Below are 17,266 nucleotides of genomic sequence, written 5' to 3' on the forward strand. Positions count from 1 at the left end.
TTGGAAAACCAAATAATTCAATTAAAAATTTCAAACTTATGAAGCATGTAATACTTAGAGGTATGTTGTTTTTTGCTTCGCTCTTACTGGCAGGTATAGCGAATGCGCAAACAGTTACCGGGACAGTATCGGAGCCTAACGGCCCATTACCAGGCGCAAACGTTCTTGTGAAAGGAACAACAAATGGTACTACAACAGATTTTGACGGTAACTATACCTTAAATAATGTACCCTCTGATGCCACACTGGTTTTCAGTTATGTAGGTTTTGCACAGCAGGAAGTTGCTGTAAATGGAAGGTCTACTGTAAATGTAACATTAGAAGAAGATGCTGCTGCTCTTGAAGAAGTTGTAGTAATCGGTTATGGTACAACCACAGTACGTGATGCTACCGGTTCTGTTTCTTCTGTAACAGCAGAAGAATTTAACCAGGGCGCAATAGCTTCTCCCGAACAACTTATTCAAGGTAAAACTGCGGGGGTTAACATTTCTCAGAATAGTGGTGAGCCTGGTGCTGGAAATAATATTCGTATCAGGGGTTCAAACTCTATCCGTTCAAACAACAACCCTCTTTTCGTAGTTGATGGTATTCCACTTTCAGGTGAATCAACCACTCCTTCAGGAGGTGATATTATTAATGGTGCTAACGCAACCAGAAACCCGTTAAACTTTATCAACCCTAACGATATCGAGAGCATTTCTATATTGAAAGATGCTTCTGCTACAGCAATCTACGGTTCTCGTGGAGCGAATGGAGTAGTAATCGTTACTACTAAAAGTGGTCGCGGTGCTCAGGGAGGTGTTTTTGAGTTTTCTACTAATATGAGTTTCTCTGCTCCGGCAAGAGAATATGACCTTTTCAATGCTCAACAATTTCTTGCAAATACTGCAGAGTTGAGAGGGCAGGATATTGCTAATGATCTTGATTTTGGTAATGATACTGATTGGCAGGATTATATTACCCGTTCAACAATATCTACGAATAACAACCTTTCGTATTCGAACAACTACAACTCAGGTAATATTCGCGCAACCGTAAGTTATGGTAATATTGAAGGGGTAATCCAAAATTCATCTCAGGAGCGTATCACTACACGTCTTAATGCTAATCAACGCTTTTTTGATGATAAATTAAGTTTTGCATTACAGGCATCGTATTCTCGCGTAAATGATGAAGCACCTCCTATTAGTGGTCAGGGTGGAGCTAGCGGTAACCTTATTGGTGCTGCTTATTCAGCTAACCCTACCTGGCCTGCTGATCCTGAATTCTTCTTTGCAGGAAACCTTTTGAACCCCGCAAACTATTTGAATAATTACAATGCAAACACAGAAACAGACAGATATTTAATCAACCTGTCTACGGAGTACAAATTTACTGATGCAATTACGGGTAAAGTAAGTTTAGGTTATGATAACTCAGACGCTGCTGCACAAGCTTCTGTATCTCCAAACATCAACAACTTTAACCGTGTAACTGACAACGGTCAGGCTTCTTACAATACTCTAGAAAACACAAGCAAGTTATTAGAAGCTACTCTTCGTTATGCTAAAGAATTTGACAATTTCAAAATTGACGCACTTGCAGGTTATTCATTCCAGGATTTTAGACGTCAGGGATTTAGTTCTCAAGGTTATGGTTCTCCTGTAACCGACCTATTAGATATGCAGGATGCCTTAAGAGGTGCTGTAAATGATCTTCGTGGCAGAATCAATGTGCCTTATCAGCAATTTGGTTATGACAGCAACGGGGCTAATACATTCCTAAACTCACTTGTTCCTTTTGACGATAGCGGTGTATTACCATCCTTTACCGGCGTTTACGAGTCTCTTTGGTTAGACACTTTTGACAATACAGACGAGTTACAGTCGTATTTTGCTCGATTACAATTTACATTTTCTGAAAAATACTTACTTACAGCGACGATGAGAGCTGATGGTTCTTCTCGTTTTGGTGGAAACAATAAATATGGATATTTCCCTTCTGCGGCATTCGCATGGCAGTTAGGTGACGAAGATTTCATTGGCGATGCGTTCTCAACTCTTAAATTGAGAATTGGTGCAGGTTCTACTGGTAACCAGGAAGGTTTAGGCTATGCTCAGTATTTAAACAGACAGCGTTTTGGCGGTCCTGGTATTACTGATGACGGTACGGTGAACAGACCAGGTCTTGAAACTGTTGCGGTTCAGAACCCTGATCTTAAATGGGAATCTACAATAGACCTAAACTTTGGTATCGACTTCGGATTTAATAATGACCGTTTAAATGGATCACTTGATCTGTATCGTAAAGCAACAAGAGATCTACTTTTTAGATCTCCTGCTCCTGCTCCTGCATTTGATCCTTTCCGATTTGTTAACCTTGAAGATGGAGAGGTTATAAATAAGGGTGTGGAATTGGCTCTTAACTACGATTTTATTCAAACCGAAGATGTAAACTTCTCGGCTTCTTTCAACATTTCTTATAACCATAACGAGGTAACAGGTTTAAATGGAGCTGTTGCAAACTTTGGTGAAGTAAACGGACCTGGTCTTACCGGGGCATTTGTTCAAAGACTTGGTGAAGGCAGATCATTATTCTCCTATTATATGGCAGAATATGCTGAAGATGCAAATGGAAACCCAAATTTCTCTGCAGATGACAAAGATTTTGTAGGTAAAGATGCATTACCAGACTGGAACACCGGTTTGTCTTTAAATTTGAGTGTTAAGAATTGGGACTTTTCTACGTTCTTCACTGGTCAGTTCGGGTTCTATGTGTATAACAACACTGCAAACGCATTCCTTAACAGACCAACATTCTTAACTTCAAGAAATGCTACACCTGATGGTTTAGCATTGGTTTCACAGGAAGTTTCTACTCTTTATTTAGAGAGCGGTGATTTTGTAAGACTTCAGAACGCCTCAGTAGGATACAACATTCCGATGCGTGATGGTTCTGCAATACAGTCTTTACGTGTAAATGTTACGGGGCAAAACTTGTTGTTAATTACAGGGTACAGTGGCCTAGATCCTGAAGTTTCGTCTTCAACTGGCGACTTTGGTAGCGGTATTCCTAGTGCGGGTATTGATTATACATCATTCCCGAGACCTACAACCGTTACTGTTGGCTTAAATGCAAGATTTTAATCTTAAAAAAATTGATAAAATGAAAAGACTAAACAAATTTAAATTGGTTTTTCTCAGTATCTTAACGGTTACAGCTTTTAGTGCCTGTACCGATCTGGAAATTGAGGAGACAGATTCGATACTTACCGATGGCTTTACAGGCATCCCTACTGCTGAAGAAGCAACAAGTACTGTAAGTGGCATGTATAATAATATTAGAGGATACGTCGGAGATCAGGCCAACCTATATGCTCTTAGTGAAGTTACTACTGATGCGCAATTGGTTCCTACCCGTGGTTCAGACTGGGGTGACAATGGGATTTGGAGACAACTTCACCAACATACCTGGACTGCAGATCACCAGTATATCAGAACAGTATTTGATCAATGGAACGAGCTGCAATTGACCGCCAGTACAGTACTTGATGAACGATCAGCTTCTGACGCCGATGCTCGAGCACAAGCCTCTTTCTTAAGAGCCCTAGGGATGTTTGTAATTCTGGATAATTTTGGTCAGGTTCCATTTAGAGATACCACTGCTGATCCACGTGAAAATCCTGAAGTTCTAACTGGTGCAGATGCTGTGGCTTTCATCGCTTCTGATTTACAAAATGCTATTTCTGGTTTACCAAGTTCTTCTGCCGGAGACGACAACCCGCGTGCAACAAAGGCAGCTGCACGTTACCTTTTGGCTAAACTTCATTTGAACAGACACATCTATGAAGGAACAGGAAGTCCTGCCGCTTCAGATATGAATGAAGTTATCTCTTTAGTTGACGATATTGAAGGAGATGGATACGCATTACAGGATGGTTATTTTGAAATGTTTGAGCCTTCTGCTGATACTGAAACCATTTGGTATGTAGACACATCAACAGGTAACCGTATCTGGAATACGCTACATTATAATTTCACGCACCCTGATAACACTGGTGGTGGTTGGAATGGTTTTGCTACACTTGCTGAATACTATGATCTTTTTGAAGGTCCTGCTAACTCTAACAACCCAGGTGAAGGACAGGAAGAGCGCAGAGGTTTCGTAGCACAAGGTGGTGTAACCTTTACTGGACAGGAATTTATGACTGATACGGATAACGATGGATTTGCCGATGCTTCAAACGTGGGTTACGGTTTCTTAATTGGTCAGCAATATGCCTTAAATGGAGACCCTCTTACCGATAGAGGTAATGTGCCATTACAATTTAAACGTGATTTTGTTGACGCTGGTACTGGTCAACCGAGTCTTGTTGAAAACGGCGAGCAAACAGGGATTCGTGTAATTAAATACAACCCAAGAAACGGTGCCTTCAGAGAGCACGAAATTTTCTTCCGTTACTCAGATGCTTACCTGATGAAAATTGAAGCCATTCACAATGGTGGGACCAGTACTGATAACGCACTAGCTCTTATGAATGCATTAAGAACAGTAAGAGACGCAACTCCACTTACAACTTTAACCGATCAGGATATTATTGATGAAAGAGGACGTGAGTTATATTGTGAATTTTGGAGACGTAATGACTTGATTCGTTTTGGTCAATACACCAAAGACTGGGCATTTAAAGATCCATCTGCAGTAGGTAATACAGACAAGAATTTGTTCCCAATACCTAATACTCAGGTTATCCTTAACCCTAATTTAGTTCAAAACCCAGGTTACTAAATTTTAGAATTTGCCAAATACTAAAAGAGGGTCATTTTTTAAATGATCCTCTTTTTAAATTTTAGAAAGCACTCATTTAGAGTAGCAAAAACATTTAACGAGTACTATATAAAGTCTATACAGCCTTTTAGAATTGGCTGCGTTGTACCTATATTTCCCCAAATTTTAGAACACCCTTCATGTCCCGAAGTTGTCTTTCTTTTTTAATTGCCTTGCTGATACTAGCATCCTGTGCAAAACAAAGCCAGGATCCTGTTATGCTGACGGCTCTTGAAGATACCGGTATTGACTTTAGTAATGATTTGACCAGCACAACCCAACTCAACATTCTCAATTATTTGTACTTCTACAATGGCGCCGGGACGGCAATTGCAGATTTTAACAATGATGGTCTTCAGGATATTTACTTTACCGGAAATCTGGTAAACGATAAACTCTACCTCAATCAGGGCAACTTAAAATTTAAAGACATCAGCAAAGAATCCGGAATAAAGAATACCGATTGGAACACCGGTGTTACCACAGTTGATATCAATGCAGACGGTCTTCTTGATATTTATGTGTGCACGGTAAGTGGACATCTGGATCTTCAAGGTCACAACAAATTATTTATCAATCAAGGCGTAAAAAACGGAGTTCCCTTATTTAAAGAAGTTGCCGCAGACTACGACCTGGATTATGCTGGTCTTTCAACTCAAGCTACTTTCTTTGACTACGATCTGGACGGTGATCTCGATATGTACCTGCTCAACCACTCGGTTCATCCCAATTCAAACTATGGCCGGGCGGCAATACGCGCTGTTTCAGACAGCCTGCGAGGCGATAAATTATATCAAAACAACAATAGCTATTTTACAGATGTCACTTCAGCTGCCGGGATTTTAAGCAGCAAAATAGGCTACGGCCTTGGGGTTTCGGTTTCTGATTTAAATAATGACAACTACCCGGATCTCTATATTGCCAATGACTTCTTTGAAAACGACTACGTCTATCTCAATAATCAGGATGGAAGCTTTACAGAGGTAAATACATCAGAAAATCTGCTTGGGCATACTTCTCACTTTTCAATGGGAAGCGCTATCGCCGATCTTAACAACGATAGCCATCCCGATATTTTGAGTCTTGACATGCTACCCGAAGATCTCGAAGTACTGAAAGCTTCAGGTACCGAATACACCTACCCCATCTATCAAAATCAATTGCGCAACGGTTACGATTATCAGTTTATGCAAAATGCGTTGCAACTCAATCTGGGAAACAACCGATTTGCCGAAACCGCCTTTCAAAGCGGTATCGCCGCAACCGAATGGTCTTGGAGTCCGCTGGCGGCTGATTTTGATAATGACGGCTTTAAAGATTTATACATTGCCAACGGGATTTTGGGCGCAACCAACGATATGGACTTCGTGAGTTTTATCTCAAACGAATCCATTCAAAAGCGATTGGGCAAAAACATGTCTGGAGCCGAACTCGAATTTATCAAGCAATTACCGCAAACCCACGTGCCCAATTACGCCTACAAAAACAACGCTGACGGCACCTTTACCGATGTGACCCAAAGCTGGACAGCAAACACGCCCTCGTTTAGCAACGGAGCTTCGTATGCCGATCTGGATAATGACGGCGACCTCGATATAGTGGTGAATAACATCAACGCGAAAGCTTTTATCCTGGAGAATAAAACCACAAACCCCGGGATTCAGATTCAGTTTAAGGGTGAAAAAGAAAACACCTTCGGAATCGGCACAAAACTCACCACCTTCTCTGGCGATACCATTCAGTTTTTTGAGAATTATACCGCAACCGGGTTTATGTCTGCCGTACCGCCTTCGGTAGTAATCGGTTTGGGTAAAGCTTCCCAAATTGACTCAATTCAGGTCCTTTGGCCTTCCGGGAAAACCCAGTCTTTGAAAAACATCAGCACCGGTTTGATTTTAGAAGAAAAAAATGCTCAGGTAAAACCCCTGACAAGAACTTTGATAAAGCCCGAAATCAACTGGATTCAGGATTCTCTGAACCTCAATTTCACGCATAAAGACGGTTCTTCCATCGAATTTAGCCGCGACCCGCTTGTGCCTTACGCCGGCACAAATACGGGTCCGCAAATTGAACGGGGTGACTTTAATCAGGACGGATTGGATGACCTAATCATTCTCGGTGCCAAAGCTCAAAAAACGGCACTTTTCCTTCAAAATAAAGACGGAAGCTTTACAGATTCTTTTTTACCCGCAGCCGATGACGATGCCATCAACGAGGATACTGCAGTCGCGATTTTTGATGCGGACGGAAACGGTACTCCCGACATTGCCATCGCCAGTGGCGGCAACGAGTTCACACAGGGAAAAGCACTTACTCCACGCCTCTATCTCAACACAAACGGAAGCTTTCAGAAGTCAAAAAACGCATTTGAAGGCATTAATCTTAACGCTTCTCAGATTAAAGCGGTTGATTTAAATGCAGATGGAAGTCTCGATCTTTCGATTACAGCTGATTTGGTTCCGCAGGAATTCGGGGCCACACCACAACAGTACCTGTTGAAAAACGACGGCTCCGGTAATTTTACAGATATTACACAAAGCTATGCTCCCGAATTTCAAAGCATCGGTAACGTAAAAGACATCATCTGGGCAGACCTCGATCAAAATGGTTATCCCGACGCTATCGTATGCGGCCATTGGATGCCGATTTCCATCTTTACTAATGACGGAAAGCAATTAAAACCGGTGGATTCGGAAAGTTTGCACTACACAAACGGACTTTGGAACAGCCTTCAGGTGGCCGATTTTGACGGAGACGGAGACTTAGATATCGTTGCCGGAAACTGGGGCCTGAATACCCGCCTTAATGCTTCGGTTGAAGAGCCGCTGAACCTGTACCGTTTCGATTTTGACGCTAACGGAAAAATTGATCCGGTGACTACTTATTTTTATAAAGGAACCGAAACGGTTTTGGCTACTAAAGACGAACTCGTAAAACAGCTGCCCTATCTCAACAAACGTTTTCTGAGTTATAAAGCTTTCGCGAAAGCGAGCATTACCGATTTACTTTCCGCAGAGAAACTGAAAAAAGCCGAAAAAAAACAGGTATTTACTCTCGCAAGTACGTATTTTGAAAACACCGGTAATTTCAGTTTTAAAGCACATCAGCTTCCTTTTATGGCTCAAATTACCAGCGTGAAAAACATCGTGGCTTACGATTTTAATGAAGACGGACGTGAAGATCTGCTTTTGCTGGGCAACGATAGTGAAATCAGCACCCAACTGGGCAGACTCGACGCTTCTCACGGTGTATTTTTACTCAATAAAGGCACAACATTTGAGTACGCAGATGCACCGAAAATTAACATTACCGGAGCGGTGCGCAGCAGTGCATTTTTTAATTTAAACAGCGAACCCTATCTTATTTTGGGGCGCAACAACGACAAACCTATTTTTATAAAAAAGCCCAAAATGGGCTTGTAATAATTAATATCCGAAAACCTGATTCTAGCATAGTGCATCTGTGCTTAAAAAATATAATTGATGAAAAATGTGTTTATGAATAGCTTAAAGCAAATTACCTTTTTCGGCTTATGCCTTCTTTTTGCAGCCTGCGGCAAAGACAGTTCAGAAACCCAGGAAACCGGGCCTCAGGAACCCAAACTTTTTAGTCTTTTGGGGCCTGAAACCACAGGTATCGATTTTGTAAATGCCATCCAGAACGAAAAAGACTTTAATATTTTCAAATACCGCAATTTCTACAACGGCGGTGGCGTGGCTATTGGCGATATCAATAACGACGGACTTGCAGACATCTATTTGACTGCCAATATGGGCCAAAACAAACTTTACCTTAACAAGGGCGATTTCAAGTTTGAAGATATTACCGAAAAAGCCGGTGTAGCTGGTAATAAACCCTGGTCTACCGGTGTGGTGATGGCCGATGTAAATGCAGACGGCCTGCTTGACATTTACGTTAGTAACGCAGGGAATATGGAAGGCGACAACCACGACAACGACCTGTACATTAACAACGGCGACCTTACCTTTACCGAAAAGGCAGAACAATACAATCTTGCAAAAACCGGCTTCTCCACTCAAGCAAGCTTTTTTGACTACGATAAAGATGGTGATCTCGATGTGTATATTCTTAACAACAGCAACGTACCTGTAAGTGGTTTGGGCTATGCCGAGCAACGCGATACCCGTGCTGAAAACTGGGAAAACGTACCCGATATCTTTAAAGGCGTGGGCGATCTCTTGATGCGTAACGACGGGGATACCTTTACTGATGTGAGCGAGGAAGCAGGCATTTACGGCAGTCTTATTGGCTTTGGTCTGGGCGTAATGGTTACCGACATCAACAACGACCTTTGGCCGGACATCTACATTTCAAACGACTTTTACGAGCGTGATTACCTGTACATCAACCAGCAGGATGGTACGTTTAGCGAAGAGATTAAAGACTGGACCTCGCACCTGTCACTTTCGGCGATGGGCGTTGACATTTCAGACGTCAACAACGATGGTTTGCAGGATATTTTTATCACCGATATGCTTCCGGAGCCGGAAGAGCGCGTAAAATCGGTGATGGAGTTTGACAGCTACAATGTGTACAAACTCAAGCAGAGCAAAGACTTTTACCAGCAATTTATTCAGAATACGCTACAGATCAACAACGGTAACGGCAGCTTTTCGGAAACCGCTTATTACAGTGGCGTTGATGCGACCGACTGGAGCTGGGCGGGCTTGCTGGTTGACCTGGACAACGACGGCTACCGCGATATTTACGTCACAAACGGTATCAATCACGACCTGACTGATCTGGATTTTGTTGATTTTTTCGCTAACGAAATCATTCAAAATATGGCTCTTACCGGCAAACGCCAGGCCATTGATTCCATCATCAATAAAATGCCGAAAAAACCTTTGGTGAATGCGGTTTACCGAAACAAAAAAGAACTGAAATTTGAAAATGCAGCCACACTTTGGGGACTTGACCAGCCGGGTATGTCAAACGGTTCGGCCTACGGGGACCTCGATAACGACGGCGATCTGGATTTGGTAGTTAATAATGTAAATATGCAGGCCTTTGTGTACCGCAATGAGGCCGAAGAGCAAACCCAAAACCGTTACCTAAGCATCAGCTTTAAAGGTGGCGAGAAAAATCCGTTTGCCGTGGGCGCTTCGGTACGACTGTATTTTGACAATCAGCAGATTTATCAGGAATTGTATCCGGTGCGCGGTTTTCAGTCTTCTATGGATTATGAGATGACCATAGGTCTGGGACAAACGCAAAAGCTCGACTCGTTGCGCGTACTTTGGCCTAACGACAAAACCCAATTATTGACCGATGTTGCCACCAATCAAACCCTAAATCTCAGTCAGGCAGAGGCCACCGAAACTTTTGTTCCGCGTAAGAAAAATGCAGGACCTCAGTTACTCACTGAAATTAGCAACAACAGTCTTAAAGCCAATCCCGAGAACGCCTACAACGACTTTGATTATGAAGGTTTGATCGCCAAAAAACTTTCGCAGGAGGGTCCGGCTCTTGCCGTGGGTGACGTAAATGGAGATGGAAACGAAGATGTTTTTGTGGGTGCCCCAAGCGGAAGCGCGGCAACACTCTATCTGCATTCCGGTGACGGAAAACTGACTCCGAAAAATCAGGCTGTTTTTACGACTGACGACTATTTCGAAGACACCGCCGCTGCGCTTTTTGACGCCGACGGTGACGGAGACCTCGATTTGTTGGTGGCTTCGGGCGGAAACGAGGTAGATAAAAAAGAACTCTTCAGACCCCGATTATACCTCAACGACGGCAAAGGGAATTTCACCAAATCGCCCAACGAACTGCCTTCGGCCTTTCAAAATATGAGCGCGGTAGCACCAAATGATTTTGACGGTGACGGCGATATCGATGTGTTTATCGGTTCGCGCAGTGTAGTGGGCGTTTACGGGGTTGATCCGCAGCAGTTGTTTTTAGAAAATACCGGCAACGGCATTTTTGTAGATGCGACTGAGCGTTTGGCCTACGACCTCAAAGATGCCGGAATGGTCACCGATGCGCTTTGGCTTGATATTGATAGCAACGGTTTTGACGATCTGATCACCGTTTCCGAATGGGGCACGCCACACATTTACCGCAATTCAGGCCGCAGACTTTCTGAAAAAGAAAGTAACCTGAGCGATAAAACCGGCTGGTGGAACACCCTTGCGGCAACCGATATTGACAACGACGGCGATATGGATCTGGTTTTGGGTAACGAAGGCGAAAACCTGCATTACCTGCCCACAGTCGAAAACCCGATGGTGATGTACATCAATGATTTTGACAACAACGGCACCATCGAGCAAATCACGACCATGCGTAAAAACGGAAAGGACTATCCGCTGCATCAGAAGAAAGAGATCACGGCGCAAATGACTTCGCTTAAAAAGCAAAACCTGAAAGCTTCAGACTACGCAAGCCGTTTTATAGACGAGATCGTTTCGCCTGAAAGCCTTAAAAACGCTATTAAAAAAGAAGTGAGCTACTCCCAATCGGTGATCGCGATTAATGACGGCAAGGGGAATTTCAGCTTTAAAGCCCTGCCTTACCAGACGCAACTGTCCTGCGTGTGTGATATTTTGGCTACAGATTTAAATAAAGACGGCCTTGCAGACCTCATTATGGCGGGCAACAATTTTGAATTTAAACCGCAATATTCGCAACTGGATGCCAACTATGGTAACGTTTTGCTCAACACCGGCGGCGATAATTTTGACTGGCAGAATTACAGCAAAAGCGGATTCTTTGTAAAAGATGAAGTGAAGCAACTGGCGACTTTTAGCGATAAAAACGGAAACACCTTTGTCATCGCTGCCATAAACGATAAAAAACCAAAGATTTTTGAACTCAATAACTAAAATAAGCCTGCTGGCTCTGCTTGGGATGCTTAGCTACTCGTGCTCAGATAAGCCCGAGTTGTTTACCAATCCCGATACGCAAAAGGCCGGTATCAGCTTTCAAAATACACTGACCGCCAACGAGGATATGAACATCCTCGACTACCTCTATTTCTACAATGGTGGCGGGCTCGCGATAGGTGACATCAACAACGATGGATTGCCGGATATTTATTTCTCAGGAAATCAGGTGAAAAATCAGTTGTACCTCAATAAGGGCAATTTGCAATTTGAAGACATAACCGAAACCGCCGGTGTGGCCGGAAACAGCGACTGGAATACCGGCGCGGTGATGGGCGATGTTAACGGTGACGGCTTTCTGGATATTTACGTGTGCGCCGTGGTGGGCCTCAACGGTCTGGATGGTAACAACGAACTGTTTATCAATAACGGCGACGGCACCTTTACCGAAAGTGCTGCGCAATACGGCCTGGACCTTGACACGTTTTCGTCTTCTGCTGCCTTTTTAGATTACGATCTGGATGGAGATCTGGACGTCTACATCCTCAATCACGCGGTGCATACGCAGAGCTCTTTTGGCAAAGCCGAATTGCGCTACGAGCGAAATCCGCAAACCGGAGACCGCCTGATGCGGAACGATGGCGGACGTTTTACAGACGTGAGCGAAGAAGCCGGTATTTACGGCGGAATCAATTCGTATGGCCTGGGTATCGCGGTGTCTGATTTTAACCTGGACGGCTATCCCGATTTGTACATTGGCAACGATTTTCACGAGGATGATTATTACTACATCAACAACGGCGACGGCACTTTTACCGAAGATTTAAAAGGTCATTTTGGGCATACCAGCAGATTTTCAATGGGAAGTGATGTGGCTGATCTCAATCACGACGGCTGGCCCGATTTGATCTCGCTTGATATGTTGCCGCAGGATGAAAACGTACTCAAGTCAACGGAAGGCGATGACAACATTCAAACCCAGCGTTTGCGTACAGACCGCTACGGCTATCATTATCAGTTTACCCGCAATATGCTGTTTATAAACCGCGAGGGTGGCGATTATCAGGAAACCGCATTATTGAGTGGCGTTGCAGCGACCGACTGGAGTTGGAGTGCGCTTTTTGGCGATTACAATCAGGATATGCAGCAGGATTTGTTTATCTCAAACGGAATCCCAAAAAGACCTAACGACCTCGATTACATCAAATTTGTTTCGAGCGATCAGATTCAGAATAAAATCAACAACACGGCGCTGATAGATCAAAAAGCCCTGGAGCTTATGCCCGGCGGCGTTACCCGCAACTATGTTTATGAGGGCAGTGAAGACCTTCAGTTTAAAGACCGAAGTGAAACCTGGATCGCAAACGACACGCTCGTGTCGGGTGCTACGGCTTACGCTGACCTCGACAATGATGGAGATCTTGATTTGGTCACTAATAACATCAACACCGCTCCTACCCTTTACATCAACCAAACCAACGATAAGGCCAGCTATCTCAAACTCTATTTGAAGTCGGCTTGGCAAAATGATTTTGCGCTGGGCGCGAAAGTCCATGCCTATGCGAACGGGGTGCAGCAATTTAAAGAACTGTATCCGGTACGCGGGTTTCAGGCATCGTCTGAGCCGGTGATTCATTTTGGCTTTGGAAACCAAAAACAGGTAGATTCGATACGCATCATTTGGCCAGATCGCACCAGCCAGATGCTGGCCAATATTGCTACAAATCAGACGTTGCAGATCAAACAGGAAAACACTTCGCCTTTTGACTATGCCACACTCAGACCGAAGCGAGAACTACTTTTTAAACCGGTAACTGACTCGCTGGGTCTTGATTTTGTGCATCAGGAAGATGCCTATTCTGACTTTGACCGCGAAAAGTTGATTCCCTATCTGGTAGGAGATCGCGGACCGGCTGTGGCTCAGGGCGATTTAAACGGCGACGGCAAAACCGATTTGTTTTTTGGCGGTTCTAAGTACCTATCCAGCAAAATCTATCTCCAAAGCGATTCAACTTTTGTAGAAACGAAATATCCCGGAATCCAAAACGATTCGATTAACGAAGAAGTGGTTGCTGTGATTGCCGATTTCAACAATGACGGTAAAAACGATTTGATGACCGGTACCGGCGGAGGTGATTTTTACAACCGTGCAAAACCCCTGCTTGATGTGCTGTATCTTAATGAGGGAGCTAGTTTTAAAGCTTCGGCCCTGCCGGAATTGTTTGAAAACACTTCGGTTTTAGCGACCTACGATTACGACAGCGACGGCGATCTTGACGTATTTGCGGGTTCACAAAGCGTCACGGCAAGTTTCGGAAAGTTGCCTTCCTCCTATTTGCTTGAAAATAATCAGGGTACTTTTCGCGTAGCGCAGGAATTTAAAGAGCTTGGAATGGTCACCGCTGCGGTTTGGGATGATTTTGACGGAGACGGCAAAGCCGATTTGATCGCGGTGGGCGAATGGATGGCACCAACCTTTCTAAAAAACGAAGGCACAAAACTTAAACTGGTTTCTAAAACCGAAGAAGACCTCGAAGGCCTTTGGCAAAGCATCATTCCGTTTGATATAGATGATGATGGCGATACCGATTATATTGTGGGAAATTGGGGCGAAAACAGCAAGTTTCAGGCTTCGGCAGAAACGCCTATGAAAATGTATTACAGCGACTTTGACAACAACGGCCAGACCGAAACTATTGTAACCACAGCAAAAGACGGTAAATACTATCCGCTTATGGGTCTTGATGCGCTGGCGTCACAGGTGGTAAGTTTCCGCAAAAAGTATCAAAGTTACCGGGATTTTGCCGGACAGAGCATTGAAGATATCCTTAGCGATGAACAGTTAAAGAATTGCAAAATTCTAAACGTAAGTACACTGAAAACCGGATACTTACGAAACAACGGAAATTCATTTGATTTCGTACCTTTGCCGCGCGATTTACAGGTTGCTCCCGTTATGGCTTTTTGCCTGTTTGACTTTGATGGAGATGGTAAGGAAGAGGTGCTTGCAGGTGGAAATTATTTTGGCGTACAACCCTTTCACGGAAGACTCGACAGTTTTACCGGAGCCCTGATTAACAGTGAAAGCAACATCGTTTCGGGTGAAAAACTCGGGTTAAAGTTTGCCGGAAAGTCCATACGTGATTTGTCTGTAATTCGTTTAAACGGGAAAAATTATTTGATGGCAACTGTAAATGACGCGCCTGTTCAGCTTTATGCTTTACAACCCTAATTTTAGAAACAAGAAGTTTAGAATGATGTTTAAGAATTTTTCAATCCTGATTTTCAGCGTATGTGTGTTCATCTCGTGTAACACCGAGCAAAAACCTCTTAGCGTTACGCCAGATGACTACAACAACGCCGTAGATAAAGTTACCGAGGTTATCATTCACGATATTTTTTCACCTCCGGTGGCGAGTCGTATTTATGCTTATTCCAATATTGCGGCCTATGAAGTATTGGCTCAAAACCATCCTGAGTACAATTCGCTGGCCGGTAAATTAAATGGTCTGGGCGAAACGCCAAAGGCTGAAAATCCTGCTGTAAACTATGATGTAGCGGCTTTGATCGCGCAAATGGAGATGGCTAAAAGCCTTATTTTTAGTGAAGATCGAATCACCGAAGTTCGCGACAGTCTGTATAAAACATGGGAAGATCAAAACGCTGACGAACTCGTGGCGTCAAAAGCATACGGACTTCAGGTTGCCGATCACATTAAAAGCTGGATGGATGGCGACAATTACAAGCAAACCCGTACGATGCCCAAGTTTTCGGTAAATGCTGATAATCCGTCACGCTGGCAACCCACTCCTCCTGCCTATATGGACGGGATTGAACCGCACTGGATGAAGATTCGCACGTTTGTGCTCGATTCGGCTTCACAGTTTAAGCCTGTGCCGCCACCGGCTTTTTCGATGGAAGAAGGCAGCGAGTTTCACAACCAGCTTATGGAAGTCTTTAACGTACGTAATGAGATGACGGCTAAAGGTGACGATTCTGAGGAAGCAGCAATCGCTAAATTCTGGGATTGCAACCCGTATGTATCAACCCACAAAGGCCATCTGATGTTTGCAACCAAAAAAATCACTCCGGGCGGTCACTGGATTGGAATTGTAAAAATCGCCACCAAAAAGAACAATGCAGACCTCATGGAAACGGTTTATGCCTATACCAAAACTTCAATCGCCCTGTTTGACGGCTTTATAAGCTGCTGGGATGAAAAATACCGCAGTAACCTCATTCGTCCGGAGACCTTAATCAATCAATATATTGATGACAGCTGGACTCCGGTATTGCAAACACCTCCATTTCCTGAATACAGCAGCGGTCACTCGGTAGTTTCAGGAGCTGCTGCAGAGGTACTCACCGAAATTTACGGCGATAATTTTCAATTTGATGACGACACCGAGACCGCTTATGGTCTGCCCGTACGTAGCTTTGATTCTTTCAGAGCAGCATCTTCAGAAGCCGCTTTAAGTCGTTTATATGGAGGCATTCATTATCGCGCAGCCATTGATGAAGGTCTAAAGCAGGGGAGACAGGTAGGGCAGTACATCGTGAGTAACCTGCATATGAAAAATGACGGCGAAGCCCTTTCGCACAGCGGAAACTAAAACTATTCTTTTTATAAAATACTAAATCAAACCCCGGTTTAAATTAAAATCTATGATCAAGAAAATTGGTTTTGTAGTTATTACCCTGCTCTTAGTTGCGCTCGCCTGGTATCTTTTTGTAAAACCCAGTGATTACATCATCAATTTCAAAGTGAAAACTACTCCGGGTACGGTTGTTCAATCTGTAAAAACCTGGAACAGCAATTTGTCCGCGAGTACTATTACAGAGCAACACGGAACTTCGGCTATTGTTCAGGAGCGGCAGTTTGGTGATTCTACAGTTACGTACACCTATCACGCCTACGCCATCAACGATTCAATCACCAAAGTGAGTGTTGGGGTTAAAGATGCCGAACACAGCCTGAAAAACCGACTTACAGTACCTTTTGCCAATACGCTTTTTAAGGAGCGTAGTACTGCAAATGTCATGGAATTTTTTGAGGCACTAAATGAACACCTCAAGCAAATTAAAATCGAAATCACCGGTATTGAGAAAACACCTTCAACCTATTGCGCTTACATTCCGCTTAAAAGTATGCAGGAAGCTAAAGCTTTGGGAATGATGCGTAACTACGGGTATATAGGGGATGTGCTGGTACGCAATAATGTTGAAATGAACGGACCTCCATTTGTAGAAGTGACCGAGTGGAATCAGGAAACAGACAGCATCTCGTACAACTTCTGCTTTCCGATAATCCGCTCTGAAAATCTGCCCATTACAGACGATATTAAATACAAGCGTTTGTTTGAAAAAGAGGCCATTCACGCGGTGTATAACGGGAACTATATAACCTCAGACCGCGCCTGGTACGCTTTATTAGCTTACGCAAAGCAAAATAATATCGAAGTTGATGCCAAGCCTTTAGAGGTCTTTTTCAACAACCCAAATATGGGAGGCAATGAGCTGGAATGGAAAGCAGACATTTATATGCCGCTGAAGCAGGAGAGTCCGGTGCAGATGGATTAATGAGCACTATCTCATAAAGTGTGTAACTAAAA

General features: G+C 43.6%; 6 protein-coding genes and 1 pseudogene. All 7 read left to right on the forward strand.

Annotation, left to right across the window (positions count from 1 at the left end; genetic code table 11):
• Positions 1 to 74: 74 nt before the first annotated feature.
• Positions 75 to 3,125, forward strand: a pseudogene (locus tag CJ305_RS15640) (SusC/RagA family TonB-linked outer membrane protein); the annotation flags it as partial.
• Between the two features lie 19 nt (positions 3,126 to 3,144).
• The gene (locus CJ305_RS15645; protein WP_099647242.1) at positions 3,145 to 4,767 is read left to right on the forward strand and encodes a RagB/SusD family nutrient uptake outer membrane protein; all 1,623 of its coding nucleotides are present in this window, start codon (positions 3,145 to 3,147) and stop codon (positions 4,765 to 4,767) included.
• Between the two features lie 179 nt (positions 4,768 to 4,946).
• On the forward strand, positions 4,947 to 8,228 hold the full coding sequence (locus CJ305_RS15650) for a VCBS repeat-containing protein (protein WP_099647233.1): 3,282 nt from the start codon (positions 4,947 to 4,949) through the stop codon (positions 8,226 to 8,228).
• A gap of 75 nt (positions 8,229 to 8,303) precedes the next feature.
• Positions 8,304 to 11,654 carry a CRTAC1 family protein gene (locus CJ305_RS15655; RefSeq protein ID WP_099647243.1) on the forward strand — a complete coding sequence of 1,117 codons (3,351 nt, stop codon included), beginning with the start codon at positions 8,304 to 8,306 and terminating at the stop codon, positions 11,652 to 11,654.
• A gap of 25 nt (positions 11,655 to 11,679) precedes the next feature.
• Complete coding sequence (locus tag CJ305_RS15660) at positions 11,680 to 14,886, forward strand: VCBS repeat-containing protein (RefSeq protein WP_099647234.1); 3,207 nt, start codon at positions 11,680 to 11,682, stop codon at positions 14,884 to 14,886.
• A 22-nt stretch (positions 14,887 to 14,908) separates the two neighbouring features.
• A complete protein-coding gene (locus CJ305_RS15665; RefSeq protein WP_099647244.1) occupies positions 14,909 to 16,267 on the forward strand; it encodes a vanadium-dependent haloperoxidase in 1,359 nt (452 codons plus the stop codon).
• Between the two features lie 52 nt (positions 16,268 to 16,319).
• Positions 16,320 to 17,234 carry a GyrI-like domain-containing protein gene (locus tag CJ305_RS15670; RefSeq protein ID WP_099647235.1) on the forward strand — a complete coding sequence of 305 codons (915 nt, stop codon included), beginning with the start codon at positions 16,320 to 16,322 and terminating at the stop codon, positions 17,232 to 17,234.
• Positions 17,235 to 17,266 lie beyond the last annotated feature (32 nt).

Source organism: Leeuwenhoekiella nanhaiensis, from assembly GCF_002744755.1.
Taxonomy (GTDB): domain Bacteria; phylum Bacteroidota; class Bacteroidia; order Flavobacteriales; family Flavobacteriaceae; genus Leeuwenhoekiella; species Leeuwenhoekiella nanhaiensis.

Bases quoted from the DNA above. Each gene is read 5' to 3' on its own strand.
- CJ305_RS15645 (WP_099647242.1), top strand. From the start codon at position 3,145: ATGAAAAGACTAAACAAATTTAAATTGGTTTTTCTCAGTATCTTAACG.
- CJ305_RS15650 (WP_099647233.1), top strand. From the start codon at position 4,947: ATGTCCCGAAGTTGTCTTTCTTTTTTAATTGCCTTGCTGATACTAGCA.
- CJ305_RS15655 (WP_099647243.1), top strand. From the start codon at position 8,304: ATGAATAGCTTAAAGCAAATTACCTTTTTCGGCTTATGCCTTCTTTTT.
- CJ305_RS15660 (WP_099647234.1), top strand. From the start codon at position 11,680: ATGCTTAGCTACTCGTGCTCAGATAAGCCCGAGTTGTTTACCAATCCC.
- CJ305_RS15665 (WP_099647244.1), top strand. From the start codon at position 14,909: ATGATGTTTAAGAATTTTTCAATCCTGATTTTCAGCGTATGTGTGTTC.
- CJ305_RS15670 (WP_099647235.1), top strand. From the start codon at position 16,320: ATGATCAAGAAAATTGGTTTTGTAGTTATTACCCTGCTCTTAGTTGCG.